23 protein-coding genes and 1 pseudogene are annotated in these 24,246 nt (G+C 70.8%); 16 read left to right on the forward strand and 8 right to left on the reverse strand.

The annotated features are described in order from the left end of the window. Positions 1–62: 62 nt before the first annotated feature. Entirely contained in the window at positions 63–503 is a 441-nt protein-coding gene (locus CBM2586_RS24915) for a hypothetical protein (protein ID WP_172587120.1), read from the forward strand. Positions 504–564: 61 nt separating this feature from the next. Here the strand turns inward: CBM2586_RS24915 and CBM2586_RS24920 are convergent, their stop codons facing one another. Further along, complete coding sequence (locus CBM2586_RS24920; RefSeq protein WP_373424270.1) at positions 565–816, reverse strand: H-NS family nucleoid-associated regulatory protein; 252 nt, start codon at positions 814–816, stop codon at positions 565–567. Between the two features lie 305 nt (positions 817–1,121). Here CBM2586_RS24920 and CBM2586_RS24925 point away from each other — a divergent pair, with 305 nt between their 5' ends. Continuing rightward, positions 1,122–1,397 carry a hydroxyquinol 1,2-dioxygenase gene (locus tag CBM2586_RS24925; protein WP_115690446.1) on the forward strand — a complete coding sequence of 92 codons (276 nt, stop codon included), beginning with the start codon at positions 1,122–1,124 and terminating at the stop codon, positions 1,395–1,397. Between the two features lie 44 nt (positions 1,398–1,441). Here CBM2586_RS24925 and CBM2586_RS24930 read toward each other — a convergent pair whose 3' ends face one another. Together CBM2586_RS24930 and CBM2586_RS24935 are read right to left on the reverse strand one after the other, a co-directional pair. Further along, the gene (locus tag CBM2586_RS24930; RefSeq protein WP_172587121.1) at positions 1,442–2,329 is read right to left on the reverse strand and encodes a 3-keto-5-aminohexanoate cleavage protein; all 888 of its coding nucleotides are present in this window, start codon (positions 2,327–2,329) and stop codon (positions 1,442–1,444) included. Continuing rightward, a complete protein-coding gene (locus tag CBM2586_RS24935; protein WP_115690448.1) occupies positions 2,326–3,303 on the reverse strand; it encodes a 3-hydroxyacyl-CoA dehydrogenase family protein in 978 nt (325 codons plus the stop codon). The genes CBM2586_RS24930 and CBM2586_RS24935 overlap by 4 nt, the downstream gene beginning before the upstream one ends. 134 nt (positions 3,304–3,437) lie before the next feature. On the opposite strand from CBM2586_RS24935, the gene CBM2586_RS24940 reads away from it, so the two are divergent. The 4 genes from CBM2586_RS24940 (at position 3,438) to CBM2586_RS24955 (ending at position 8,180) form a co-directional block, all read left to right on the forward strand. Then, on the forward strand, positions 3,438–4,373 hold the full coding sequence (locus tag CBM2586_RS24940) for a LysR family transcriptional regulator (protein WP_115690450.1): 936 nt from the start codon (positions 3,438–3,440) through the stop codon (positions 4,371–4,373). Then, entirely contained in the window at positions 4,370–6,682 is a 2,313-nt protein-coding gene (locus CBM2586_RS24945) for a cation:proton antiporter (protein ID WP_115690452.1), read from the forward strand. The genes CBM2586_RS24940 and CBM2586_RS24945 overlap by 4 nt, the downstream gene beginning before the upstream one ends. A 273-nt stretch (positions 6,683–6,955) precedes the next feature. Further along, positions 6,956–7,834, forward strand: a complete 879-nt coding sequence (locus CBM2586_RS24950; protein WP_115690454.1) for an NAD(P)-dependent oxidoreductase — start codon at positions 6,956–6,958, stop codon at positions 7,832–7,834. 166 nt (positions 7,835–8,000) lie between these two features. Further along, positions 8,001–8,180, forward strand: a complete 180-nt coding sequence (locus CBM2586_RS24955) for a glycine zipper 2TM domain-containing protein (RefSeq protein WP_115691469.1) — start codon at positions 8,001–8,003, stop codon at positions 8,178–8,180. Positions 8,181–8,224: 44 nt separating this feature from the next. On the opposite strand, the gene CBM2586_RS24960 is transcribed toward CBM2586_RS24955, so the two are convergent. Both CBM2586_RS24960 and CBM2586_RS24965 read right to left on the reverse strand, forming a co-directional pair. Continuing rightward, positions 8,225–9,043, reverse strand: a complete 819-nt coding sequence (locus CBM2586_RS24960) for a glycosyltransferase family 2 protein (protein WP_115690456.1) — start codon at positions 9,041–9,043, stop codon at positions 8,225–8,227. Positions 9,044–9,082: 39 nt separating this feature from the next. Continuing rightward, entirely contained in the window at positions 9,083–9,343 is a 261-nt protein-coding gene (locus CBM2586_RS24965; RefSeq protein WP_115690458.1) for a phosphopantetheine-binding protein, read from the reverse strand. Positions 9,344–9,607: 264 nt separating this feature from the next. Between CBM2586_RS24965 and CBM2586_RS24970 the strand changes: the two genes are divergently transcribed. The 9 genes and pseudogenes from CBM2586_RS24970 (at position 9,608) to CBM2586_RS25010 (ending at position 19,537) form a co-directional block, all read left to right on the forward strand. Further along, a complete protein-coding gene (locus tag CBM2586_RS24970; protein WP_240988023.1) occupies positions 9,608–10,339 on the forward strand; it encodes an acyl carrier protein in 732 nt (243 codons plus the stop codon). Between the two features lie 44 nt (positions 10,340–10,383). After that, positions 10,384–12,107 (forward strand): annotated as a pseudogene (locus CBM2586_RS24975) (AMP-binding protein). After that, positions 12,101–13,075: an acyl-CoA synthetase gene (locus tag CBM2586_RS24980; protein ID WP_115664073.1), complete on the forward strand. Its 975-nt coding sequence runs from the start codon at positions 12,101–12,103 to the stop codon at positions 13,073–13,075. Before CBM2586_RS24975 ends, CBM2586_RS24980 begins: the two are co-directional and overlap by 7 nt. A 17-nt stretch (positions 13,076–13,092) precedes the next feature. After that, on the forward strand, positions 13,093–13,719 hold the full coding sequence (locus CBM2586_RS24985; protein WP_115690460.1) for a LolA-related protein: 627 nt from the start codon (positions 13,093–13,095) through the stop codon (positions 13,717–13,719). Then, complete coding sequence (locus tag CBM2586_RS24990) at positions 13,716–16,130, forward strand: MMPL family transporter (protein ID WP_115690462.1); 2,415 nt, start codon at positions 13,716–13,718, stop codon at positions 16,128–16,130. The genes CBM2586_RS24985 and CBM2586_RS24990 overlap by 4 nt, the downstream gene beginning before the upstream one ends. Further along, a complete protein-coding gene (locus CBM2586_RS24995) occupies positions 16,127–16,975 on the forward strand; it encodes a polysaccharide deacetylase family protein (protein ID WP_115690464.1) in 849 nt (282 codons plus the stop codon). Before CBM2586_RS24990 ends, CBM2586_RS24995 begins: the two co-directional genes overlap by 4 nt. A gap of 65 nt (positions 16,976–17,040) precedes the next feature. After that, positions 17,041–18,243: a beta-ketoacyl-[acyl-carrier-protein] synthase family protein gene (locus CBM2586_RS25000; protein WP_115664069.1), complete on the forward strand. Its 1,203-nt coding sequence runs from the start codon at positions 17,041–17,043 to the stop codon at positions 18,241–18,243. A gap of 9 nt (positions 18,244–18,252) precedes the next feature. Beyond that, positions 18,253–19,065 carry a beta-ketoacyl synthase chain length factor gene (locus CBM2586_RS25005; protein WP_115690466.1) on the forward strand — a complete coding sequence of 271 codons (813 nt, stop codon included), beginning with the start codon at positions 18,253–18,255 and terminating at the stop codon, positions 19,063–19,065. Then, complete coding sequence (locus tag CBM2586_RS25010; RefSeq protein WP_115690468.1) at positions 19,058–19,537, forward strand: hydroxymyristoyl-ACP dehydratase; 480 nt, start codon at positions 19,058–19,060, stop codon at positions 19,535–19,537. Before CBM2586_RS25005 ends, CBM2586_RS25010 begins: the two co-directional genes overlap by 8 nt. 24 nt (positions 19,538–19,561) lie before the next feature. Here the strand turns inward: CBM2586_RS25010 and fahA are convergent, their stop codons facing one another. The 3 genes from fahA to CBM2586_RS25025 form a co-directional block, all read right to left on the reverse strand. Next, positions 19,562–20,824 carry a fumarylacetoacetase gene (gene fahA / locus CBM2586_RS25015; RefSeq protein WP_115690470.1) on the reverse strand — a complete coding sequence of 421 codons (1,263 nt, stop codon included), beginning with the start codon at positions 20,822–20,824 and terminating at the stop codon, positions 19,562–19,564. A gap of 133 nt (positions 20,825–20,957) precedes the next feature. Then, the gene (hmgA, locus tag CBM2586_RS25020) at positions 20,958–22,277 is read right to left on the reverse strand and encodes a homogentisate 1,2-dioxygenase (protein ID WP_115690472.1); all 1,320 of its coding nucleotides are present in this window, start codon (positions 22,275–22,277) and stop codon (positions 20,958–20,960) included. A 418-nt stretch (positions 22,278–22,695) separates the two neighbouring features. After that, a complete protein-coding gene (locus CBM2586_RS25025) occupies positions 22,696–23,079 on the reverse strand; it encodes a helix-turn-helix domain-containing protein (RefSeq protein WP_115664064.1) in 384 nt (127 codons plus the stop codon). Positions 23,080–23,417: 338 nt separating this feature from the next. On the opposite strand from CBM2586_RS25025, the gene CBM2586_RS25030 reads away from it, so the two are divergent. Further along, positions 23,418–24,032: a TetR/AcrR family transcriptional regulator gene (locus CBM2586_RS25030; RefSeq protein ID WP_240988024.1), complete on the forward strand. Its 615-nt coding sequence runs from the start codon at positions 23,418–23,420 to the stop codon at positions 24,030–24,032. The last annotated feature ends 214 nt before the right edge of the window (positions 24,033–24,246 follow it).

Below are 24,246 nucleotides of genomic sequence, written 5' to 3' on the forward strand. Positions count from 1 at the left end.
TCACCTCCCGTGCGCACGACTGGCCCGCGCGCATCGTCTCCCATTCTGCCGGTTTCCCTGCGATGAAACGCCTGCCTAGCTCCTTGTTGCTATCTCTTGCCCTGCTTGCGCTGCCCGCTGCGGCCATCGCGGCGGGTGACACCCGCATGTGCGGCGCGGTGCAGGCGGCCGGCCTGTCCCTGCCGGACCGCCATGTCGCGGCCAAGCTGGCCGCGGAAGCGTCGCTGGATGGCGCCGGCGACCCGGGTTGCGGGGGCGCGGTGCGCGTGATGGCCGAGCCGGCCGGCGCCGGCGAGCCGTTGCAGCTGGGCGCGCCGGAGGCCACGCCGGACCCTGACGCGGGCACCGCCCCGCAGCGTGGCGCGGCCGCCAACGTGCTGCGCGAGCTGCCTGCCGAGGTCTTCGTGCACCGCGCTCACGTGGCGCCCATGGCCACGCCGGCGGCATTCACCGGCATCGTGCCGATGCTGCCGGTGCTGCGGCTGCTGCCGCCGCACTGCTGAGCGCGGCGCGCGGCAGGGATTCAAGGGGGTTTAAGGGACTTGGCGGGAACCTCGCAGCGACTTAATCGACGCGGAAGAACTCGATCGACTGCCCGGCGTTGACGGCCCGCTGCAGCCAGTCAGGATACTCGCCCTGCCCGTCCCAGCTCTGGCCCATGGCATTGCGGTACAGCGGGCGCGCGCCCGCGGGTTTCGGCGCCGCGCCGGTGGCCGGCGACGGCGCGGGTTCTTCGGCGCCCGACGATGCCGTCGCAACCTTGTCAAAGCACCCGGCCTCGACGAGGTCGTCGAAGGTCAGGGCATGACGGTCCATTTGCTCGCGGATCCACGCCACCGCAGCGAGTTTGGCTGAATCAGACTCGGACATGACTCTTGTGAGAGGCCCGCTGCATTTCCGCGGGCAATGAAAAACCGGCGATGGAACCACAGGCCGGTCGGACAGCCATGATTCTACAGCCTTTGCCCGGCGGCAGCTTCTCCGGCGTGCATGCGGTGCCGGCTACTGCCCGTGGGATGACGGCATTGTCATGTGGCGGTCATGCTCGTGTGGGCGGCCGCCCCCTAGACTAGCCACACCGCCGCCCATTCCGGGCCGGCAACCTCACGGAGAAGCGATCCATGCATGCACTCAGGCAAGTCTTTGTCGCCACCGCCCTTATTGCCGGCATTGCCGGCGCCGCGCAGGCCGCGCCACGCAGCGTCGATCCGTTCAGCGACGGCGCGCACAGCGTTACCAGCACGCGCAGCCCGTTCACCGACGGTGCCAACGCCGCCACCGGTACCCGCAGCAGCTTTGGCGACGGCGCACACACCGCGACCGGTGCGCGCAACCCCTTCGGCGACGGTGCCCACAACCCCAACGGCCCGCGCGACAGCTTCAGCGACGGCGCCTGACGGCCTCTGACGGCCTCTTTAGCGCGCCGCGCGGCGCGGCCTGCTCAGCGCACCTCGCCGTAGATCCGGCGCGCATCGGCCGCATCCGCGATCGGCCGGCCCAGCGTCAGCCCGCCCTGCACCGCCTGCGCCACCAGCGCATGGTTGCCGGGCGCAAGGCTGCCGTCGCGCAACAGCAGGTTGTTCTCGAAGCCCACCCGCACATGGCCGCCGAACGCGGCGGCCGCGGTCACGCAGGCATTCTCCTCGCGCCCGAACGCGCAGATGGCCCACGGCAGCGCCTCGCCGCCTTCGGCCGCGGCCTGCAGGAACGGCAGCAGGTCGTGCGGCGACGACACCTGCCCCGCCGCATACCGTCCCAGCACATACAGCACCGACCACGCGCCCGGCGGCACCATGCCGCGCTCGCGCATGCGCTGCCAGCGGCGCACGTCGGCGGCGTCATACAGGATCACCTGCGTCATCACGCGTTCGCGCGCCAGCCAGGCGAAGAATGCCGCCAGCTCGCTGTCGGCAATCTCCGGCACCGCGACTTCACGCAGCCCGACCGAAACCGCCTCGGGCCGCAGCGCGCGCACCATCGCCATCTGCGCGGCAGCCTGGTACAGGCCGGCGGCCTCGCTGGTCACCTGCACCAGCAGCGCGTCACCGACCGCCTGCCTGACCGCCGCCAGCGCGTCGCGGTAGGTCTGCACATCGAGCGAATGGCGCCCCTCGGCATCGCGCACATGCATATGCATCATGGCGGCGCCGGCGTCGAGGCAGGCACGCGCTTCCGCCGCCAGCGCCGCCGCGGTCAGCGGCACCGCGGGATGGTCGCTGGCGCGCTTGTAGGCGCCGTTAGGCGCCACCGTGACGATCAGCGGCGAGTCGGCCAGGGCTGCGCGGTGCGGGACCGGCTGCATGGCGGCCTGGGATGGGGTGTCGGTCATGGCTGGATCTCGGGCAGTTCGGGCGCGATCAGCGCCAGGCCGGCGCGCAGCAGGTAGTCATAGCGCGCGCGCTCGGCGGCGATGGTTTCGGGCGTCCAGGCGTAGAAGCCCTCGCCGCGCTTCATGCCGTGGCGGCCGTCGGCAGCGCGCTCGGACAGGCAGCGCGCGGGATGGTCGTCGTTGCAGAAGGTCGGGTACATGGTGGCACCGGCCGCCGCATGCACGTCGATGCCGGCGTGGTCGCGCTGCAGCACCGGTCCCGCCGCCAGAAAACGAAAGCCAAAGCCGAAGCGCACCGCCGCATCGACGTCCTCGGGCGAGGCAATGCCGCGGTCGATCAGGCTGAAGGCCTCGCGCGACAGTGCATGCTGCAGCCGGTTGGCGAGGAAGCCGGGCAGGTCCTTGCGCACCTTCACCGGCACCATGCCGCAGCGGCGCATGAACGCGGCCAGCGCGTCGGCATGGCCCGCGTCGCTGGCCTCGCCCAGGACCACCTCGACCAGCGGCACCAGGTGCGCCGGCATGAAGAAGTGCAGGCCGAGCATGCGCGCCCGCGTGTCCAGGCCGGCGCCGATCGCGCTGATCGGAAAGCTGGAGCTGTTGCTGGCGAGCAGCGTGTGCGGGCGCGCATGCGCCACCAGCTCCGCGAACAGCGCCTGCTTCAGCGCCAGGTCCTCGGGAATGCATTCGATCACCAGGTCGACCGATGCCCAGTCCACGGCGTCGAGCGTCGCGGCCACCGCGAGGCGTTCGGCGCCCGCTTCGCGGCCGATCGCGGCGAGGTTGGCGCGCACGCGGCCGGGCAGCGCGGCGGAGCGGCCGGCATCGGGCTCGACGATGGTGGTGCGGCACAGCGCGCGGGTCAGCACCACGGCGACATCGGCGCCCATGGTGCCGCCGCCCACCACCACGGCGTGGGCGCTGCCCGGCCGGCTCAGGTTGGCCGGGGTCGAGGCGGGAGTGGTGTTTGGCATGGTGTCTCCTGGCTTCCCGCCAGTGTAGAGAACCCGCTTTGATTGAAGAAGTCGATTCTCTGGATAAAATGATCGTCAAACCAGATCAATCGACTCGATGGTCCTGTCGCGCATGCCGCCGGGCCGCTGCCCCCATGAACATCAACCTGTCGATGCGAGACATCGAAACCACGCTGGTGCTGGGCCGCACGCTGAACTTCCGCCAGGCCGCCAGCCAGCTGCACCTGTCGCAATCCGCGCTGTCGACGCAGATCCTGCGCATCGAGGAATCGCTGGGCGTGCGCCTGTTCGACCGCACCACCCGCACCGTGCGCCTGACCGCGGCGGGCGAGGTGTTCATGCAGCAGGCCGCGCTGCTGCAGGCCGCGTTCCGCGGCGCCATCGACGCCGTCACCGGCATCGCCAGCGCCGAGCGCGGCCAGGTGGCAGTGGCCGCGCTGCCGTCGCTGGCGGCGCGGGTGCTGCCGCGGGTGCTGATGGCCTACCACCAGGCCCGCCCCGAGGTGGCGCTGAAGGTGTTCGACACGCTGTCCGGGCCGGCCTTCGACCTGGTGCGCGCCGGCGAGGTGGATTTTGCGCTGACCGCCGCCAACCCGCAGCAGGCCGACCTGCAGTACGAGCCGCTGCTGTCGGACCGCTTCGTGCTGCTGATCCCGTCGGCGCACCCGCTGGCGCGCCGCCCGGGCCCGCTGCGCTGGGCCGATACCGCCGCCGCGCCGCATGTGTCGATGACCCATCCCAGCAGCGTGCGCCAGTACGCGGAATGGGCCTTCCTGCAGAACCGCATCCGCTTCCAGCCGGTGTTCGAGGCCGAACGCCTGGCCACCATCGCGGCCATGGTCGAATGCGGCTTCGGCGTGGCCGCGCTGCCCGAGATCGCCGCCGGCACGGTGCGCCAGCCCGGCATTGTCGAGCGGCTGCTGACCGGGCCGGTGACCGAGCGCTCGATCGGGCTGGTCACCGCGCGCAACCGCAGCCTGTCCCCGGCGGCGGCGGAACTGGCGGCGGCGGTGCGCGCGCGCCTGGCAAGCCCGCCGATGTCAAATGGGGCCCCGGAGGCCGGCGCATGAGCATCATCGTCGATATCCTGATCCTGGCCGGCGCGCTGCTGGCCATCGTCGCCATGGTGCAGGTGGCCGCGGCACGGCTGGTGCTGCCGGAATCGACGCTGCTGTCGGCGATCGGCATCGCCATCGGCGCCGGCTATGTGGCGATCGACGCCGCCCTCCCGGACTTCGCCTGGCATTTCCTGCATCCGCTGATCGACCCGGCCTTGCCGCCCGAGGCCTACCTGTGGATCTTCCTGCCGCCGCTGCTGTTCCACGCCGCGCTGACCGCCGACGTGCGCGGCATGCTGCCCGACGCGGCGCCGATCCTGCTGCTGGCGGTGGTCGCCGTGGTGGTGGCCACCGGTGTCATCGGCGTCGCCACCGCGGCGGCCAGCGGCATGCCGCTGACGGTGTGCCTGCTGCTGGGCGCGGTGGTGGCCACCACCGACCCCGCCGCGGTGATCGCGATCTTCCGCGACGTCGGCGCGCCGTCGCGGCTGATCCGGCTGGTGGAGGGCGAAAGCCTGCTCAACGATGCCGCCGCCATCGCCATCGTCGGCGTGCTGGTGGCGATGCTGACCGGGCACGGCGCGCAGGCAACGCTGGCGGCGGGCCTGCGCGAGCTGGCCTGGGCCTTTGTCGGCGGGGTGCTGTGCGGCGCGCTGGCCGGGCGGCTGGTGTCCGACCTGCTGCCGCGGCTGGCCGGCCTGGCCATGGCGGAAAGCGCGCTGACGCTGGCGCTGCCCTACCCGCTCTACCTGCTGGCCGAGCAACTGCTGGGCGTGTCCGGCGTGGTCGCGGTGGTGTGCGCCGGCCTGACCGTCAGCGCGCTGGGTCCGACACGGCTGGCGCCGCCCAACTGGCGCCACCTGCGCATGATGTGGGAGCAGTTCGCCGGCATCGCCGGCGCCGTGGTGTTCCTGCTCGCCGCGGTGCGGGTGCCGTCGATGCTGGCGGGCGTGACCGGGCATCATGGCTGGCTGCTGCTGGCGCTGGTGCTCGCGGCGCTGGCGGCGCGCCTGGTGACGCTGTTCGGGCTGCTGCCGGTGCTGTCGTGGCTGCGGCTGAGCGCGCCTATCGACGGCGCCTTCAAGCTGGCGATCGCATGGGGCGGCCTGCGCGGCGCGGTGACGCTGGTGCTGGCGCTGGGCATCGCCGAGAACAGCGCCCTGCCCTATGACTTGCGGCATTTTGTCGCCATCCTGGCCACCGGCTTCGTGCTGGTCAGCCTGCTGCTCAACGGCACCACGCTGCGCGCGCTGATCCACCGGCTCGGGCTGGACCAGCTTTCGCCGCAGGAACGCGCGCTGCAGCTGCAGGCGATCCGCCTGTCCACCGAAGAAGTGGAAGCCATGATGGCGCGCGTGGCCGACTCGTTCGACCTGCCCCCGGCGATCGCGCGCGAGGCGGCGCAGAAGTACCGCCACGGCATCGAGCTGGGCTCGGCGGAATTCGACTTCGACACCGCCCTGTCCGAGCGCGACCGCCTCAGCATCGGCCTGGTCACGCTGGCCACGCGCGAGCGCGAGCTGATCCCCGAATACGGCGACGGCGTGATCTCGGTGGCCAACCTCGACGCGATGATGCGCAACACTGCGCAGATGATCGACGCGGCGCGCGAGCACGGCCGCATCGGCTACAACCGCGCCGCGCGGCATATCCTGGACTACCACCTGGGTTTCAAGCTGGCGTTGTTCCTGCATCGCCGGCTGGGCCTCGAGCGCCCGCTGGCGCGCGCGCTTGCCGACCGCTTCGAATTGCTGATCTGCCGCCAGACCGTGCTGGACCGGCTGCGCCGCTACAACCGCTCGATGCTGACGCCGGTGTTCGGCGCGCGCATGGCGACCGTGCTCGACGGCGTGCTGGAAGACCGCTCGCGCGCCGCCGCCGAGGGCCTGGCGGACCTGCGCGGCAAGTTCGGCGCCTACACCGTGGCGCTGGAGCGGCGCCTGCTGATGCTGTTCGCGTTGCGCAAGGGCCGGCTGTCGCTGGAAGCGATGCGCGAAGAGGCGGTGATTTCCAAGCAGGCGTTCAACCAGATCGCCCAGGTGATCCAGCAGGCGTGGAATGCCAGCCTGGTGCGCCCGCCGCTGCGCGGCGTGACCGCCCATGCGGACGAGCCCGGCGTGGCGCCGGGCCCGCAGCCGCAGGGCGTGGTACCGGGCGGGGAGTCAGGAAGGGTCTTTGGTGCGGGTACGCGAGACCGCCGCCATGATGCCGATGCCGAGCACGATCAGGCAGGCAATGCCGATATAGACCGGCGCCAGCCCTGCCGTCGACAGGCCCCAGGCAATGCCGCCCACCAGGACCAGCAGGCCGATGATATATAGCGCGAATGACATGAGTCGGCTCCTTCGGGGTGCAACCTGTGTTCAATGTAGGCAGCGTGCGCGGCGCACGGGATAGGACAAGGACGGATGCTGGCGTAGGCGGGTTCTGACCCGCTTGTGACTTGCGAGGGCCTTCGCCGCCCCGCGCGCTGTCATGCCACAGCGCCGGCGCTTCTGTATCTGTCCGGGTCCCCACCCGGCCCGTATACTCGCGAGAAGCGCGCTACCGCGCCTCACCGATTACACACACCAAACAAGCAACGGAGCAGCAGCATGCGTGTCGCATTCCTCGGACTGGGCGTCATGGGTTTCCATATGGCCGGCCACCTCGTCGCCAAAGGCCACGAGGTCACGGTCTATAACCGCACCGCCGCCAGGGCGCAGGCCTGGGTCGAGCGCTTCGGCGGCAGATCCGCCGCCACGCCCGCGCAGGCGGTGCGCGATGCGCAGGTGGTCTGCTCCTGCGTCGGCAACGACGACGACCTGCGCGCGGTGCTGACCGGGCGCGACGGCGCCTTCTTCGGCGCGCCCAGCGGCTGCATCTTCGTCGACCACACCACCGCCAGCGCCAACGTCGCGCGCGAGCTCCATGCCGCGGCCGGCGAGCGCGGGCTGCACTTTGTCGATGGCCCGGTCTCCGGCGGCGAAGTGGGCGCGGAAAAAGGCATCCTGACCATCATGTGCGGCGGCGACGCCGACGCCTTTGCGCGCGCCGAGCCGGTCATCGCCGCCTACGCGCGCGCCGTCACCCGCATCGGCGAATCCGGCGCCGGTCAGCTGGCCAAGATGGTCAACCAGATCAGCATCGCGGGCCTGATCCAGGGCCTGTCCGAGGCCATCGCCTTCGGCGAGCGCGCGGGCCTGGACATGCGCCTGGTGCTGGATGTCATCAGCAAGGGCGCGGCCGGTTCCTGGCAGCTCGAGAACCGCGGCCCGACCATGATCGACAACCAGTTCGACTTCGGTTTCGCGGTGGACTGGATGCGCAAGGACCTTGGCCTGTGCCTGGACGAAGCCCGCCGCAACGGCGCGAGCCTGCCGGTCACGGCGCTGGTGGACCAGTTCTACGCCGACCTGCAGCAGATGGGCTGTGGCCGCGCCGACACCTCGTCGCTGATCAAGCGGCTGCGCCAACACAGCGGCAAGGGCTGAGGCGACGGGCGCGCCACCCTCGCGTCGTCCGATTCCTACAGGGCAATCGGCGCTTCACGGAAGGGCCGAGCCGCGTCACACGCCTAAAGTGGACGCATCAGGGCGCGGCCGCTGCGAAGTCATCCTGAGACCTCGTGCGGCGGGCCCGGCCACGAGGCAGGAGACCATCACGTGGAAACTCGCAGGCGCGCTTCTGGTAGGCGCAAGCGTGGCGCTGGCCGGTTGTACCGCGGCGGGCGCGGTAGCCGGCGGGGTTGCCGGGCATGAACTGACCGACGGCAGTGCCGCCGGCACCATCGGCGGGGCCGTGGTGGGTGGTGTGATCGGCCACGAGCTCGGCGACTGACCGGCCGGGCCGCTGCGCGCGGCCTGGCTTGTTCTCGCCGTGGCCTACGCCGGGTGGCTTGCGCGCCCGCGCAAGCGCCGCCACAGCAGCATCGGCAGCCGGACCACCAGACCTGCCAGCAGCCGCAGGTGCATGCCGGTCAGCAACAGGTTGTCGCGCAGGTAGCGGAAGTGGGAAACGCCGCCCTCGCGCCGGCCAAAGTAGCGCACCGGCGCATCGAGGTTGAGCGGGCGCACGCCGCGCCAGCACAGCCGCACCGCAACCTCGGGATCGAAATCGAAGCGCCGCATCCAGCGGCTGTGCTGCATCACCGCGCGCAGCGGCGCGATCGGGTAGACGCGAAAGCCGAACAGGGAATCGCCGATGCCAGCCCACAGCGTTTCCACATCGACCCAGAAATTCGACATGCGGCGCCAGTAGACCCGCTCGCGCGGGGCGCTGGCGTCGAAGCCCGGGCGCCCGAGCACCATCGCGCCGGGGTCGCGCCGCGACACCGCCATGAACTCGGGAATCAGGTGGGCCGGATGCTGGCCGTCGGAATCCATCACCAGCACATGCGTATAGCCGGCGGCCGCGGCCCGTTCGATGCCGTGCAGCACCGCGGCGCCCTTGCCCTGGTTGCGCGGCAGCACCAGCACCTGCAGCCCGGGGTCGGCGGCGGCCTGCGCCTGCAGCCACTGCGCGCTGCCGTCGGTGCTGCCGTCGACCACCACCCACACCGGGGTCCAGGCCGCGCGCGCGCCGCGCAGCACCTCCTGCAGGCGCACGCCGGGGTTATAGCTGGGAATCAGCACCAGGTGGGTCGCCGAAGGCTCGGCGCCGCCTTCCACCAGCGCCGGCGCGGGCGTGGCTTGCTGCGGCATGTCGTGGTCCTGTCCGGGCTGGGGGCAACGGTGGCCGGGCTAGCGCGTGCGCTGTTGCGCCAGGTAGGCGGCCAGGCTGCCCAGTGAGGTGAAGATGGTCTTGTTGTCGGGATTGTCCGAGCGCAACTCGACGCCGTACTTGCGCGATACCAGCAGGGCGATCTCGAGAATATCGATCGAATCCAGCCCGAAGCCTTCTCCATAGAGCGGCGTGGCGGCGGTAATGTCCTCCAGCCGCAGGTCGGCGATGTCGAGTTCGTCGAGGATCAGGCGGGCAAGTTCGGTTTCGAGTTCGGTCATGTTGCTAAATGGCTGGAACGCCGCTGCGCCGCCGGTGCGCGGGCACGACGATACCGGCGCGGGCGTCGGGCACCCGAATGCTATCAAACGGCGCATTGCCGGGCCAGTCGAGAGAAGTTTAGTAACAACATCAACGACCTATTGGGGAATCATGATCGCGTCCGGAGGGTCTTTTGGGGTATAAAGCGTTCGCTTCGCATGCCGCTCGGCCTTTCCGGCGCACCGCATGCCAAGCGCCTTACGCAACACATCAAGAACCCACCGATGCCTTCGCGCCAGCCCGTTCACCGCCTTTCCCCGCCCGCCGCCGCCATGCCGGCGCGGGACTGCGCCGCCCCGTGGTGGCGGCGCCATGCCTGGATCGGCGCGGTGGCGGCCTTCGTGGCCTACGAATCGGCCCTGCATTTCGCGGCGCATCGGCCCGGCGCCGAGGTGGCCGCGCTGGGGCTCGGCGCGGCGCCGTTCCTGCTGATCGGCCTGGTGGCCTGCCGCCGGCTGGCGGGGCCGCTGCCGGCATGGCTGGCGCTGCTGGCCGCGTGCGCCGCGCTATGGTTCTGGCGCGCGCCGCTGGCCGGTCATTTCGGCTGGACCTACTACCTGCAGCATGCGGGCGCCAATGCCGCGCTGGGTGCGATGTTCGCGCTCAGCCTGCGTCGCGGCCGCACCCCGCTCTGCACGCAGATCGCCACCGCCATCCACGGCCGGCTGTCCGCCGCGCATGCGCGCTATACGGTGCGCGTGACCCAGGCCTGGACGCTGTTCTTCGCGGCGATGGTGGGGGTGTCGACGCTGCTGTTCGTGCTGGCGCCGGTGGCGGCCTGGTCCAGCTTCGCCAACCTGGCCACGCCGCTGCTGATCGCCCTGATGTTCGCGGCCGAGGCCGTGTACCGCCGCATCGCCTTTCCGCGCATGCGCCACCGCGGCCTGCTCGACGCGGTGCACGGCTACCGTGCGCTGATGACGGCCCGTGCGGGCCGGCGCGGGTTGCCGCGCTGACGCGCCGCCATCCGGCCCCCGCGCAACCGGCACAGGCTCCGTCCATGACCTCGCTCCCCATCGTTGCCCACGCTACGCCCGGCGACATCATCGCCTGGGCGCACGGACGACCCGTCACCGTGCGGCAGTTGCTGGCCGATGCGGCCTGCCTGGCGGCCGCGCTGCCCGCGGGCGGCCATGTCTTCAACGCCTGCACCGACCGCTACCGCTTTACCGTGGGCCTGTGCGCGGCGCTGCTGGCGGGCAAGCCCACGCTGCTGCCGCCGTCGCACACGCCCGAGACGGTGCGCCAGCTGCTGGCCTTCGCACCCGACACCTTCTGCCTGCATGACCAGCCCGACGCGGCCTTCGACATGCCGGCGCTGCACTACCACGAGGGCCTTGCCGCCACTGCCCCCACTGCCGCCGACGGCCCCGTCGAGATCCCGCGAATTCCGGCGGCGCAGGTCATGGCCTACGTGTTCACGTCCGGATCGACCGGCACGCCGGTGCCGCACCGCAAGACCTGGGGCGCCATGGCCGGCAGCGCGCGCGCCGCGGCGCAACGGCTCGGCCTGCTCGACGGGCGCGCCTGGACGCTGGCCGGCACGGTGCCCCCCCAGCATATGTTCGGCCTCGAAGCCACCGTGATGCTGGTGCTGCAGGGCCGCGCGGCGCTGGTGGCCGCGCCGGCGTTCTATCCTGCCGACGTCAGTGCCGCGCTGGCCGCGGTGCCGGCGCCGCGCGCGCTGGTCAGCTCGCCGGTGCACCTGCGCATGCTGGCGCAATCCGGGCTGGCCATGCCCGCGGCGGACCTGGTGCTGTGCGCCACCGCGCCGCTGGGACGCCAGCTGGCCGCCGAGACCGAGGCGCTGTTCGCCGCGCCGCTGTGCGAAATCTACGGCAGCACCGAGACCGGCCAGCTGGCCACCGCCGCACCGCCCGCGAAGACGCGTGGACGCTGGTGCCAGGGGTACGGCTGCAAGCCCGGCCCAATGCCGCCGGCGACGATACCGAGACCTGGGCCGAGGGCGGCCATATCGAGCAGCCGGTGCCGCTGGGCGACGCCATCGCGCAGCTCGACGAGCAGCGCTTTTTGCTCCATGGGCGCAAGGCCGACCTGCTCAACATTGCCGGCAAGCGGACTTCGCTGGGCTACCTGAATCACCAGCTCACCGCCATTGACGGCGTGCGCGACGGCGCGTTCTTCATGCCCGACGACGCGCATGAAGGCGACGGGCACGTGGTGCGGCTGGTGGCCGTGGTGGTGGCACCGGACCTGGCGCCGGCGCGCTTGCAGCAGGCGCTGCGCGAGCGGATCGACCCGGCCTTCATGCCGCGCCCGCTGTACTTTGCCGAGCATCTGCCGCGCAATGCCGCGGGCAAGCTGCCACGCGAGGCGCTCGCCGCACTGGTGGCAAGCCTGTGCGGCACGCACGAGCGCCATCCCGCGCCCCTGCCAGGCTTTGTCATCGACGCCGGGCACCCGGCCATGGCCGGCCACTTCCCGGGCCATCCGATCGTGCCGGGCGTGGTGCTGCTGGACCATGCGGTGCTGGCGCTCGGGGCCGCGCTGGGCCGCCCGCTTGCCGTCGCGCAGGCCAGCATGCTGAAGTTCCTGAGCCCGGTGCGCCCGGGCGAGCGCGTGGAGGTGCTGCACCAGTCCGAGGCGGCAAGCGGTGGCGACCAGACCATCCGCTTTACGCTGCGCAGCGCCGGGCGCGATGTCGCCAGCGGCACGCTGCAGGTGCGCGCCAGCGCGCCGCCAGCGGGAGCCTTGCCATGCTGAGCTGGCTATGGCGGCGCCAGGCGCCGCTGGATACGGAATGGTCCAGCCGCGAAGAGCGCGGCAGCATCACGCTGCTGCGCGTCATGACGTGGATCTCGCTGGCGCTGGGCCGTCCCGCCGGGCGCGTGGTGCTGCGCGCCATCGCCGCCTACTTCATGCTGTTCGCGCCGGCGGCCCGCCATGCCTCGCGCGCGTACCTGGACCGCGTGCTCGGACGCCCGGCCAGCTGGAGCGACGGCTACCGCCATGTGTTCACCTTCGCCTCGACCATCCACGACCGCATCTACCTGCTCAACGGCCGCTTCGACCTGTTCGACATCCGCCTGCATGGCGAGCACCTGCTGGAGGCTGCGATGGCGCCCGGCCGCGGCGCCATCCTGCTGGGCGCGCACCTGGGCAGCTTCGAGGTGGTGCGCGCGCTCGGCCGGCGCCATCCGGACATGGAGGTCGCGATCACCATGTACGAAGAGAACGCGCACAAGCTCAACGACGTGCTGCAGTCGATCAATCCGGCGATGCGCCAGGACGTGATCGCGCTGGGCCGCTTCGACACCATGCTGCGCGTGCGCGACTACCTGGACCGGGGCTATATGATCGGCATGCTGGCCGACCGCACGCTGTCGCAGCGCGCCACCGACCCGGTGCAGCAGTGCGAATTCCTCGGCGCGCCGACCGGCTTTCCCACCGGCCCGCTGCGCATGGCGGCCATGCTGCGGCGGCCAGTGTTCTTCATCACCGGCCTGTACCGCGGCGGCAACCGCTACGATGTCCACTTCGTGCCGCTGGCGGACTTCACCGGGACCGCGCGCGGCCAGCGCGAAACGGCGGTGCAGGCGGCGCTGGCGGACTACGTCGGGCTGCTGGAGCGCTTCAGCCGCAAGGCCCCGTACAACTGGTTCAACTTCTATGACTTCTGGCACGCCGGCCCGCCGCTGTCCGAGCAGCCGCCGCCGGGCAACGAGCCCTAACCTGTGAGCCGCCCTTGATGATTTTGTCCGCGCGCCCTTTCCGCTACCCGTTCTCGATTCTGCTGGCGAGCGCCATGCTGGCGCTGGCGCCGCTGCCGGCCATGGCCGCGCCAGCGACGACGGCCGCCAACGCCGCGTTCGGCGTCGACCAGCTGATGTCGACGCTGGCGCAGCGCAAGTCCGGGCGCGTGCTGTTTACCGAGACCAAGCACCTGGCCCTGCTCGACAAGCCGGTGCAGTCCTCGGGCGAACTGCGCTTCACCGCGCCCGACCACCTGGAAAAGCGCACGCACACGCCCAAGGCGGAAAACCTGGTGCTCGACGGCGACATGCTGACGATCGAGCGCGACGGCAAGCGCTACACCATGCCGCTGCAGAACTACCCCGAGATCGCCGCCTTTATCGAGAGCATCCGCGCCACGCTGGCCGGCAACCGCGATGCGCTGGAGCGCTACTACAAATTGGGCGTGGAGGGCCGCGCCAGCCGCTGGACGCTGACGCTGACGCCGGCGGACTCGCGCATGGCCGCGGCCGTCAGCCAGGTGCGCATCGACGGCAGGCAGGATGCGCTGGAGCAGATCGAGATCCGGCAGGCCGACGGTGACCGCTCGGTGATGAAGATCCGGCCGGCCGCGGGCCGATGAGCGCGGCACCGCGCCGCCTGGCGCTGGCGTTGTGGGTGCTGGCATTGCTGGCCTGCGCCGCGGTCGTCAGCCGCACCAGCTTCACCGCCGACCTGTCGGCCTTCCTGCCGCGGCTGCCCAGCGCCGAGCAGCAGTTGCTGGTGAACCAGCTGCGCGACGGGCTGGTATCGCGGCTGATCCTGGTCGGCATCGAGGGCGGCGATGCCGATGGCCGCGCCAGAGTCTCGCGCGCGATGGCGGCGCAACTGCGCAGCGACCGGCGCTTCGCCTCGGTGCAGAACGGCGAGCCGGTCAACCAGGCGGCGGACCGCGAATACGTCTTCGCGCACCGCTACCTGCTCAGCCCCGAGGTGTCGCCGGAGCGCTTCAGCGAGCACGGGCTGGCCCAGGCGGTGCATGATTCGCTCGCGCTGCTGGCTTCTTCCGCCGGGCTCTTCACCAAGTCATTGCTGCCGCGCGATCCCACCGGCGAGGTCGCGGCGATGCTGGCGCAACTCGATGCCGGCCAGCGCGTGCCGATGCATGCGGGCGCGTGGGCCTCGCGCGACGGCAAGCGCGCGCTGCTGCTGGCGCAGACCGCCGGCGCGGGCTCGGATACCGATGCGCAGGCAGAGGCGATGGCTGCCGTGCAGCAAGCCTTTGCCAGCGCCGCCGCGGTCGGCCCCTACCAGCTGGTGATGACGGGACCAGGCGTGTTCTCGGTCAAGGCGCGCGACACCATCCGGCACGACGTCGAGCGGCTCTCGGCCATCGGGCTGGCCATCATCGTCACGCTGCTGCTGGCGGTGTACCGCTCGGTGCCGCTGCTGGTGCTTGGGCTGGTGCCCGTGCTCAGCGGCGCGCTGGCGGGCATCGCCGCGGTCAGCCTGGGCTTCGGCGGTGCCGTGCATGGCCTGACGCTGGGCTTTGGCACCACGCTGATCGGCGAGGCGGTCGACTATTCCATCTACCTGTTCGTGCAGTCCGCGCAGTACACGCGCAATGGCCAGCGCGACCAGCGCGCCTGGCTGGGGGGCTTCTGGCCGACGGTGCGCCTGGGCGTGCTGACTTCGGTGTGCGGCTTTGCCTCGCTGCTGCTGTCGGGCTTCCCGGGGCTGGCGCAGCTGGGCCTGTATTCGATCGCGGGGCTCGCCACCGCCGCGCTGGTCACGCGCTTCGTGCTGCCGCAGCTGGTGCCGGCCACGCTGCAGCTGCGCGACGTCGCCCCGCTCGGCCGCAAGCTGCAATGGCTGGCGCAGCGCGCGCCCCGGCTGCGCTGGCTGGTGCTGCTTCTGGTCGCGGGCGCCTGCGTGGTGCTGGTCCAGCATCGCGGCACGCTGTGGGGCCGGGAACTGCAGGCGCTGAGCCCGGTATCGGCCAGCGACCAGGCGCTCGACAGCTCGCTGCGCGAGAACCTGGGCGCACCGGACGTGCGCTATCTCGTGGTGGTGTCGGGGCCGGACCAGGAATCCGTGCTGCAGGGCGCGGAGCGCGTCGCGCACGAGCTGGAGCCGCTGGTGGCGCAGAACTTCATCGGCGGCTACGAGAGCCCGGCGCGCTACCTGCCGAGCGCCGCCACCCAGCGCCAGCGCCAGGCCAGCCTGCCGCCCCCCGAGGTGCTGGCGCAGCGGCTGGATGCTGCCATCGCCGGCCAGCCGGTGCGCGCAGCGGTGTTCGCCCCCTTCCTGGCGCAGGCCGAAGCGGCCCGCACCGGGCCCCTGCTACAGCGCGAGAGCCTGCGCGGCACCTCGATGGCACTGGCGGTCGACGCCTTGCTGGTGCAGCGCGAAGGCCGCTGGAGCGCCACGCTGCCGCTGCGCGCGCCGGTGCATGCGCCCAACCATGCCAGCGCGGCCGACGGCGTCGACAGCGCCGCGGTGCGTGCCGCGATCCAGCGGGCGGGGGTGCCCGATACCCTGTTCGTCGATCTGAAGGGCGAATCGGACCGGCTCTATGCCAGCTACCTGCGCGAGGCCCTGCTGCTGTCGCTGGCCGGACTGCTGGCGATCATCGCGCTGCTGGCGCTGGCGCTGCGCTCGCCGCGGCGGGTGCTGGCCACGGTACTGCCGCTGGCCGCCGCCGCGTTGGTGGTGCTGGGCGGACTGGCGGCGCTGGGCCAGCCGCTGACGCTGCTGCACCTGGTCGGCCTGCTGCTGCTGGCCGCGGTCGGCTCCAACTACGCGCTATTCTTTAATGGCCCGGCGGCAGACGGCCAGGCGGCTGTCGCTTCCCCGCACACGCTGGTGTCGCTGCTGCTGGCCAACCTGACCACGGTCGCCGCGTTCGGCCTGCTGTCGCTGTCGAGCCTGCCGCTGCTGCAGGCATTCGGCCTGACGGTGGGCCCCGGCGCCGTGCTGGCGCTGTGGTTTTCGGCCATGCTCGCGCCCGCGGCCCCGTCCGCGGCGACGGGCAAGGCCGGGAGTGCAACATGAAGCCGCTATCCGCACCGGGCGCCGCCTTGCCCGAGGGTTCCCCCAGCCGCCCGTGGCGGCCCACCCCGCTGCTTTATGGCGCCGCCGCCGTGCACGTGGGCGCCATCGGTGCTCTGCTCGCTTACCCGCAGGGCCTGGGCTGGGCCGTGGCCGGCATCGGCGCGACCCATGCGGCGATGTGCGCGGCCGGCCTGTGGCCGCGCAGCACCTGGCTCGGCCCCAACCTGCTGCGCCTGCCGCCATCGGCCGAGGGCTGCGTGGCGCTGACCTTTGACGACGGCCCCAACCCGGACCTGACGCCGCAGGTGCTCGACCTGCTCGACCAGCACGGCGCCTGCGCGACGTTTTTCTGCATCGGCGAGCGCGCCGCGGCGCATCCCGGACTGGTGCGCGAGATCGTGCGTCGCGGCCATGCCGTGGAGAACCACAGCATGTACCACCGGCTGCACTTTTCGATGTTCGGGCCGGCGCGCATCCAGCGCGACATCGCTGCCGCGCAGCAGGTGCTGACGCAACTCACCGGCCAGGCGCCGCGCTTCTTCCGCGCCCCGGCGGGGCTGCGCAATCCCTTCCTGGAGCCGGTGCTGTGCCGGCTCGGGCTGCAACTGGCGGCCTGGACCCGGCGCGGCTTCGATACCCTCAGCGGCAACAACGCCGCGCACGTGGCGCGGCGCCTGGCCGGCGGGCTGGCCGGGCGCGACATCCTGCTGCTGCACGACGGCAACCCCGGCCTGGACCCTGCCGGCCGTCCCCACTGCACCACCGTGCTGCCGGGCCTGCTGGCCGCGATCGAGCGGGCCGGACTGCGCTGCGTGAGCCTGCGCGCCGTGGTGCCGCCGGGCTGAGCCGCCGCGGCTTGTTACAATTGGCGCTGCCTTCAGAGAATCCTTCCATTCGCCTCACCGAAGCTGTGTCCCCGCTCCTGTTCTCGCATTTCACGGCCACCAGCTGCCTCGGCACCGGCCTCGACGCCACCCTGGCGGCCCTGCGCGCGCAGCGCGGCGGCCTGGCGCCCTGCCGTTTCAGCGACGTCGCCCTTGATACCTACGTCGGCGAAGTGAAAGGCCTCGACGCCGTCACGCTGCCAGAAGCGCTGGCCGAGTTCGACTGCCGCAACCACCGGCTGGCGCAGATGGCCCTGGAGCAGGATGGCTTTGCCGCACGGGTGCGCGCGGCCTCGGCGCGCTACGGCGCCCACCGCATCGGTGTCTTTCTCGGCACCAGCACCGCGGGCGTGCTGCAGACGGAACTGGGCTACCGCCGGCGCGATCCGGCCAGCGGCGCGCTGCCGCAGGACTTCCACTACGGCGGCACGCATAACCCCTACTCGCTGCCGGCGTTCCTGCGGCAGCAGCTGGGCCTGTCAGGGCCGGCGGCGGCAGTGTCGTCGGCGTGCTCGTCCGGGGCCAAGGTGTTCAGCTCGGCGCGGCGCATGCTGGAGGCCGGGCTGATCGATGCGGCGGTAGTGGGCGGCGTCGACTCGCTGTGCCACACCACGCTGTACGGCTTCAATGCGCTGGAATTGCTGTCGCGCCAGCCGTGCCGGCCATACGACGTGGCCCGCAACGGCATCTCGATCGGCGAAGGCGCGGTGTTCGGCCTGCTTGAGCGCGTGACCGGCATGCTGGCTGACGATGCCATCCTGCTGGCAGGCATCGGCGAATCGAGCGACGCCCACCATATGTCGACACCACACCCGCAGGGACTCGGCGCGCGCATGGCGATGGCACAGGCGCTCGCCGGCGCGGGCATCGCGCCGGAGCAGGTCGGCTACGTCAACCTGCACGGCACCGCCACGCGCAGCAACGACGCCGCCGAAGCGCTGGCCATGGCCGCGGTGCTGCCCGGCACGCCGTGCAGCTCGACCAAGGGCGCCACCGGCCATGCGCTCGGCGCGGCCGGCGCGCTCGAGGCGGTGATCTGCGCGCTGGCGCTGCGCCACGGGCTGGTGCCGGCAGGCCTCAACACCACGCAGGTAGACCCCGCGCTCGACGTGAACTACCAGCTCGCCAATCAGGACGCCGATCTGCGCTACGCCATGAGCAATGCGTTCGGTTTCGGCGGATCCAACTGCAGCCTGCTGTTCGCCCGTGCGGACGCGGTTTCCCACTGAGCCAGCGCCATGCCGCAGCCCGTCTATATCGAAAGCATCGGCCTGCTCGGCCCCGGCCTGAGCGGCTGGCAGCAGGCCAGTGCCGTGCTCTCCGGGCGCACGCCCTACGCGCACGCGGCCACCGAACTGCCGCTTCCCGCCGGGCTGCCGCCGGCCGAGCGCCGCCGCACCGGGCCCACCGTGCGGCTGGCACTGGGCGTGGGCCAGCAGGCGGTGGCGGCCAGCGGCTGCGATGCCGCGCAACTGCCGACGATCTTCACCTCGTCCAGCAGCGACGGCCACAACTTCCATGCCATTTGCGAGGCGCTGGCGCAGCCTGAGCCGCTGATGTCGCCGACGCGCTTCCATAACTCCGTGCACAACGCGACCGCCGGCTACTGGTCCATCGCCGCCGGCGCGATGCGCGCCTCCAACGTGCTGTGCGCGATGGACGGCAGCTTTGGCGCGGGGCTGCTGGAAGGCGTGCTGCAGGCAAGCGCCGAGGCGGAGCCGTGCCTGCTGATCGCCTATGACACCGGCTATCCGGAGCCGCTGCACAGCTGCCGGCCGATTCCCGACCCGTTCGGCGTGGCCCTGCTGCTCACGCCGCAACCGAGCGCGCGTTCGCTGGCGCGCATCGCGGTGGCGCTGACGCAGGCGCCGGCCACCGTGATGCCGGACACGGCGCTCGAAGCGCTGCGCAACTCGGCCCCCGCCGCACGCGTGCTGCCGCTGCTGGCCGCCATCGCTCGCGGCGAGACCGGCACGTTGGTACTGGATTATCTGGACCCGCTGCGGATCGAAGCCGAAGTCACCAGCCCGGTCAGCCAGGCCCATGCCTGAGGGGATCAGGGACCGCGCCTGGATCGCGGCGCGCATTCCGCACCAGGGCAGCATGTGCCTGCTCGACGGCGTGGTGGCGTGGGACCCGGCATCGGTCCGCTGCACGGCAACCAGCCATACGCTTGCGGACAATCCACTGCGCGCGCAGGGCCGGCTGGCGGCGCTGTGCGGGATCGAATATGCCGCGCAGGCCATGGCGGTGCATGGCGCGCTGCTGGCCGAGGCCGAACCGGGCGGCGGCGCGCGGCAGCGCCCGCGCACGGGCTATCTTGCCAGCGTGCGCAAGCTGGTGCTGCAAGTGGAGCGGCTCGACGACATCCCGGCGCCGCTGGAGGTCACGGCGGAGCGCATCAGCGGCGAAGGCGCCAGCGTGCTCTACGCCTTTGTCGTCAGTGCCGCGGGACATACGCTGCTGTCGGGCCGCGCGGCGGTCATCCTGGATGCCGCCGCGCCAGGCGCTGACGCCGGCTGAAGCCTGCCGGCCAGCGCCCCCGCTTCAACGCGCCGGCAGGACCTTGCCCGACACCGAGCCGAAGCCGACGCGATAGCCGTCGCCCTGGCAGTAGCCGGTCATGATCACGTCGTCGCCGTCCTGCAGGAAGCTGCGCTGGCTGCCATCGGCCAGGGTCAGCGGCTCGGCGCCGTTGCGGGTCAGCTCGAGCAGGCTGCCGTAAGAGTCCGGCGTGGTGCCGCTGATCGTGCCCGAGCCCATCAGGTCGCCCACGCGCACATTGCAGCCCGACACGGTGTGGTGGGCCAGCTGCTGCGCCATGGTCCAGTACATCGCCTTGAAGTTGGTGCGGCAGAGGGTGCTGGGGGCCGCCGCGCCGGCGGGCTGCAGCGCGACTTCCAGCGCGATGTCGTAGGCGTTCTTGCCCTGCTGCTGCAGGTAGGGCAGCGGCTCGGGCGATTGCGCGGGATTGTCGCGGCGGAACGGCTCGAGCGCTTCCATGGTGACCACCCACGGCGAGATCGAGGTCCCGAAGCCCTTGCTGTTGAACGGCCCCAGCGGCACGTATTCCCATTGCTGGATATCGCGCGCGCTCCAGTCGTTGAGCAGCACCATGCCGAACATATGCGCGGGCGCATCGGCGGTGCTGACGGGCTCGCCCAGGGCCGAGGGCTTGCCGACGATAAAGCCCATCTCCAGCTCGAAATCCAGCTTGCGGCAGGCGCTGAAGACGGGGCGTGCCTCGTTCGGCAGCTTGATCTGGCCGTTGGGTCGGTGCAGCGGCGTGCCGCTCACCACCACCGAGCTGGCGCGGCCGTTGTAGCCGATCGGGATTTCCAGCCAGTTCGGCAGCAGCGCATTGTCCGGATCGCGGAACATGCGGCCGACGTTGGTGGCGTGCTCCTTCGACGAATAGAAATCCGTGTAGCCCGGAATCTCCACCGGCAGGTGCAGGGTCGCGCCCGACATCGGCACCAGCGCCTGGTCGCGCAAGGCCGCGTTATCGCGCAGCGCGGCGTCCGCGCCAGACAGCAGCGCGGTCAGGCGCCGGCGCGTTTCGCTCCAGACCGGCTGGCCCAGCGCGATAAAGCGGTTCAGGCTGGCCGCGGCAAAGGTGCCCCGGGCCGCTTCAGGCAGCAGGCCTGCCTGGTCGAGTGCGGCGAGGTCCAGGATCTGGTCGCCGATGGCAGTGCCGACACGAGGTGCCTGGCCTTGGGTGGAAAACACGCCGTAGGGCAGGTTTTGCAGCGAAAAATGGGTGTTGCCGTCGTTGGCGCTGTCGATCCAGCTGGTTTGGGGGGCGGTCATCGGGTGCTCCGAAAATTTCTGGCGGGCACGGCTGGCGTGCCTGCGGTAGTCTGGCGTGGTGTGCGCCTGCCTTCCCCGCCCTCTCCTGCAAGCAAGCGCAGGAAAAAGCGGCGGGATGGCAGACGCCGGCGATTCAGCGGACGTTCGGGTTGAAATGCTTCTTCAGGCCCTGCCAGCAGCTGTAGTACTCCTGCTGCAGCGACGCCGACTGCGCGGCGTACGGCGTCGGGCGGATCACGCCCGGCGTTTCGAACATGAACGCCATGGTGTTTTCGATGTGGTGCGGCGTCGAGGTGTCGGCGACGCTGGCCTTCTCGAACGTCTCCGCATCCGGGCCGTGGCCGCTCATGCAGTTGTGCAGGCTGGCACCGCCGGGGGCGAAGCCTTCGGCCTTGGCGTCGTAAACGCCGGAGATCAGGCCCATGAACTCGCTGGCGATATTGCGGTGGAACCAGGGCGGGCGGAACGAATCCTGCATGGCCAGCCAGCGCGGCCCGAAGATGACGAAGTCGATGGTGTCGACGCCCGGGGTGTCCGACGGCGACTGCAGCACCAGGAAGATCGACGGATCCGGATGGTCGTAGCTGATCGAGCCGATGGTATTGAAGCGGCGCAGGTCGTACTTGTACGGCGCATAGTTGCCGTGCCAGGCCACCACGTCGAGCGGCGAGTGGCCGATGTCGGCGCGCCACAGGTTGCCCTGGAACTTGGCCACCAACTCGAAGCTGCCCTCGCGGTCTTCATAGCTGGCCACCGGCGAGAGGAAGTCGCGCGGGTTGGCCAGCCCGTTCGAGCCGATCACGCCCAGGTCAGGCAGCCTGAACAGCGCGCCGTAGTTCTCGCAGATATAGCCGCGTGCCTCGCCGTCGGGCAGTTCCACGCGGAAGCGCACGCCGCGCGGGATCACCACGATCTCGTGCGGCTCGACATCAAGGCGGCCGAGTTCGGTCACCATCATCAGCCTGCCCTGCTGCGGCACGATCAGCATCTCGCCGTCGGCGTTGTAGAAGAAGCGGTCCTGCATCGAGCGGTTCGCCAGGTACAGGTGGATGCCGCAGCCGGTCATCGCGTCCGGGCCGCCATTGCCGGCCATGGTGACGATGCCGTCGACAAAGTCGGTCGGCACGGACGGCATCGCCGGGGGACTCCAGCGCATCTGGTTAGGCGACGGCGGCACCTGGTCGAAGCGGCTCAGGAAACGCGACTGTTCGATCAGGGTGAACGGCTGGTGCATCGCCGCCGGGCGGATCCGGTACAGCCAGGCGCGGCGGTTGTGCGCGCGCGGCGCCGTGAACGCCGTGCCCGACAACTGCTCGGCATACAGGCCATAGGGCGCGCGCTGAGGCGAGTTCCGGCCCACCGGCAGCGCGCCCGGCAGCGCCTCGGTGGCGAATTCGTTGGCGAAGCCGGACATATAGCCGTGCTCGGCAAGCTGGGTATGCGTGAGGTCCATGGTGTTGTCTGCGTCTCCGGGGTAGGGCATCAGCGCAGCGCGGGCGCACGGCGCGTGAATTACGTATTGTGCAATGAATTTACCATATCGTAATCATCGCAACCGGACGTGTCAAACCGCAGATGCGCGCGGGCAGCACGCGGCGCTCTAGCAGTTGTAGGCGGCGAACGGGGAAATGGGGAGGTTGCCGCTGACGGAGCCAGCAGCGGCCAGAAGCGGCAGGGAAAACAGGAAGGCTTGAAAGCGCCGGCTCAGGCAGTCGGGGCCTGCGGCGTCATGGCTGTCCCCGGAGGAAACGGTTCTCGGGACAAAAGCGGCTCGGCGCGCGCCCGCGGGCACGCGCCGTCTGCTGAGGGTGGCCTGGAGGCCCGCCGCCGGACCGGTCCGCAAGCATGCGGCCAGCCAGGCAGAAGGCGGATCAGACCGGTTTGGGGCCCTCGCCGGTGCCGGGGCCGAAACCGCCGCCGGAGGCCGGTGTCGCCGCCGGTGCCGGCGCGCTGCCGGCTGGCTGGCCGGCCATCGAGGCCGCGGTCACGCCGCCGTTGCGGCTGGCGATGAAAGCGTTGACGTCGGCGGCAAGATGCTGTGGCGCCAGCACGACTTCCAGGCCCAGCGCCTCGCAGGCCGCCAGGAAGGTCGACATGCGGGGGTCGGCCTGGCCCGATTCTGCCCGGAGGTAAGCCTCCCGGGAAATGCCCGCCTTGCGGGCGACGTCCTCCTGCTTGAGCTTGCGCGCGCGGCGCAGCGCCCGCAGTTGCCGGAACGGTTCGCTAGCGCCTCTCGGCACGGCTGTACTGTTCATGTCGGTCTCCAGTCACCAGTGAAAAAAAGTGCGCGGACGTGCATTCGAGTATAGAGCACGCAAAGCGTTCCGTATGTACCCGCCGAAACACTTTGTGCAGATTTCTTGCTGGCCCGTCATCTTGCGCCGGCATCAACCGGACGGCGCTCACCCAAGCGTCGGACAGTGCACTACGCCTTCGTGCCGCCTTGACAGTAACGGGCCCTCTCAATATGCGTTGACGTCACATGCTTAGCTGTATGACGTTATGGCCTCGCGAGCACAACAACGCAAGTCGGGGCAACTACCATGCATCGGGTTTCGTTGACAAACCGACCGGTCGTGCTATTCTTCGCTGCATGCAGAAAGGACACCTCACCCGCAAAGCCATCATCGAACAGGCGCTGGACGCCGCCGCCAAGGTCGGCTTCGAGCAGTTGTCGCTGGCCACGCTGGCGGCCGACACCAATATGTCCAAGAGCGGCCTGTATGCGCACTTCAAGTCCAAGGAGATGCTGCAGCAGGCCGTGCTGGACCTGGCGGTGGAGCGTTTCGGCGATATCGTGATCCGGCCGGCGATGCGCCATCCGCGCGGCATGCCGCGGCTGCAGGCGCTGTTCGAAGGCTACCTGGAATGGCTGGGCGGCACGGTGACCCAGGGGCGGTGCCTGTTCACGGCCCTGGGACAGGAGTATCGCGACCGGCCTGGCTCGATTCGCGACCTGGTGGTGCAGTCGCTGAAGGACTGGCACAGCACCATCGCGCGGGTGGTGGCGGATGCCATCGAGGAGGGCCAGTTCGGGCAGCACGTCGAGCCGCGCCAGTTCGCCTTCGAACTGTCCGGCATCGGCATGGCCTTCCAGCAGTCGTTCAAGCTGCTGGGGCGGCAGGATGCGGAAGCGATGGCACGGCTCGCCTTCGCGGCCCTGCTCGCGCGCGCGGCAGCAGGCGCGCCGCATCCCGCGGGGACATGACATCGGCGCCGGCGCTATCGCGCCGGCAGGCAGCAAACCGCTCCGGCGGGCTTTTTTTGTACTGAAAAAAGCACGACTGGTCGGTCTTTAAAGAAGCGCGAGACGCCTCCGGCCCGCCCGGATCCGATGACGTCGCGCAATCCAGAATCCATTGGAGGTGCAGGTCGTGACGCAAGCAGTCTCTTCTCCTTCCCCGGCTTCCCCTTCTGCCACC

The sequence above is a fragment of the Cupriavidus taiwanensis genome, from assembly GCF_900250115.1.
Classification (GTDB): domain Bacteria; phylum Pseudomonadota; class Gammaproteobacteria; order Burkholderiales; family Burkholderiaceae; genus Cupriavidus; species Cupriavidus taiwanensis_B.

What these genes read in the sequence shown, in the direction of transcription:
- CBM2586_RS24915 (WP_172587120.1), top strand. Translation starts at nt 63, where the DNA reads ATGAAACGCCTGCCTAGCTCCTTGTTGCTATCTCTTGCCCTGCTTGCG.
- CBM2586_RS24920 (WP_373424270.1), bottom strand. Translation starts at nt 816, where the DNA reads ATGGACCGTCATGCCCTGACCTTCGACGACCTCGTCGAGGCCGGGTGC.
- CBM2586_RS24925 (WP_115690446.1), top strand. Translation starts at nt 1,122, where the DNA reads ATGCATGCACTCAGGCAAGTCTTTGTCGCCACCGCCCTTATTGCCGGC.
- CBM2586_RS24930 (WP_172587121.1), bottom strand. Translation starts at nt 2,329, where the DNA reads ATGACCGACACCCCATCCCAGGCCGCCATGCAGCCGGTCCCGCACCGC.
- CBM2586_RS24935 (WP_115690448.1), bottom strand. Translation starts at nt 3,303, where the DNA reads ATGCCAAACACCACTCCCGCCTCGACCCCGGCCAACCTGAGCCGGCCG.
- CBM2586_RS24940 (WP_115690450.1), top strand. Translation starts at nt 3,438, where the DNA reads ATGAACATCAACCTGTCGATGCGAGACATCGAAACCACGCTGGTGCTG.
- CBM2586_RS24945 (WP_115690452.1), top strand. Translation starts at nt 4,370, where the DNA reads ATGAGCATCATCGTCGATATCCTGATCCTGGCCGGCGCGCTGCTGGCC.
- CBM2586_RS24950 (WP_115690454.1), top strand. Translation starts at nt 6,956, where the DNA reads ATGCGTGTCGCATTCCTCGGACTGGGCGTCATGGGTTTCCATATGGCC.
- CBM2586_RS24960 (WP_115690456.1), bottom strand. Translation starts at nt 9,043, where the DNA reads ATGCCGCAGCAAGCCACGCCCGCGCCGGCGCTGGTGGAAGGCGGCGCC.
- CBM2586_RS24965 (WP_115690458.1), bottom strand. Translation starts at nt 9,343, where the DNA reads ATGACCGAACTCGAAACCGAACTTGCCCGCCTGATCCTCGACGAACTC.
- CBM2586_RS24970 (WP_240988023.1), top strand. Translation starts at nt 9,608, where the DNA reads ATGCCTTCGCGCCAGCCCGTTCACCGCCTTTCCCCGCCCGCCGCCGCC.
- CBM2586_RS24980 (WP_115664073.1), top strand. Translation starts at nt 12,101, where the DNA reads ATGCTGAGCTGGCTATGGCGGCGCCAGGCGCCGCTGGATACGGAATGG.
- CBM2586_RS24985 (WP_115690460.1), top strand. Translation starts at nt 13,093, where the DNA reads ATGATTTTGTCCGCGCGCCCTTTCCGCTACCCGTTCTCGATTCTGCTG.
- CBM2586_RS24990 (WP_115690462.1), top strand. Translation starts at nt 13,716, where the DNA reads ATGAGCGCGGCACCGCGCCGCCTGGCGCTGGCGTTGTGGGTGCTGGCA.
- CBM2586_RS24995 (WP_115690464.1), top strand. Translation starts at nt 16,127, where the DNA reads ATGAAGCCGCTATCCGCACCGGGCGCCGCCTTGCCCGAGGGTTCCCCC.
- CBM2586_RS25005 (WP_115690466.1), top strand. Translation starts at nt 18,253, where the DNA reads ATGCCGCAGCCCGTCTATATCGAAAGCATCGGCCTGCTCGGCCCCGGC.
- CBM2586_RS25010 (WP_115690468.1), top strand. Translation starts at nt 19,058, where the DNA reads ATGCCTGAGGGGATCAGGGACCGCGCCTGGATCGCGGCGCGCATTCCG.
- fahA (WP_115690470.1), bottom strand. Translation starts at nt 20,824, where the DNA reads ATGACCGCCCCCCAAACCAGCTGGATCGACAGCGCCAACGACGGCAAC.
- hmgA (WP_115690472.1), bottom strand. Translation starts at nt 22,277, where the DNA reads ATGGACCTCACGCATACCCAGCTTGCCGAGCACGGCTATATGTCCGGC.
- CBM2586_RS25025 (WP_115664064.1), bottom strand. Translation starts at nt 23,079, where the DNA reads ATGAACAGTACAGCCGTGCCGAGAGGCGCTAGCGAACCGTTCCGGCAA.
- CBM2586_RS25030 (WP_240988024.1), top strand. Translation starts at nt 23,418, where the DNA reads ATGCAGAAAGGACACCTCACCCGCAAAGCCATCATCGAACAGGCGCTG.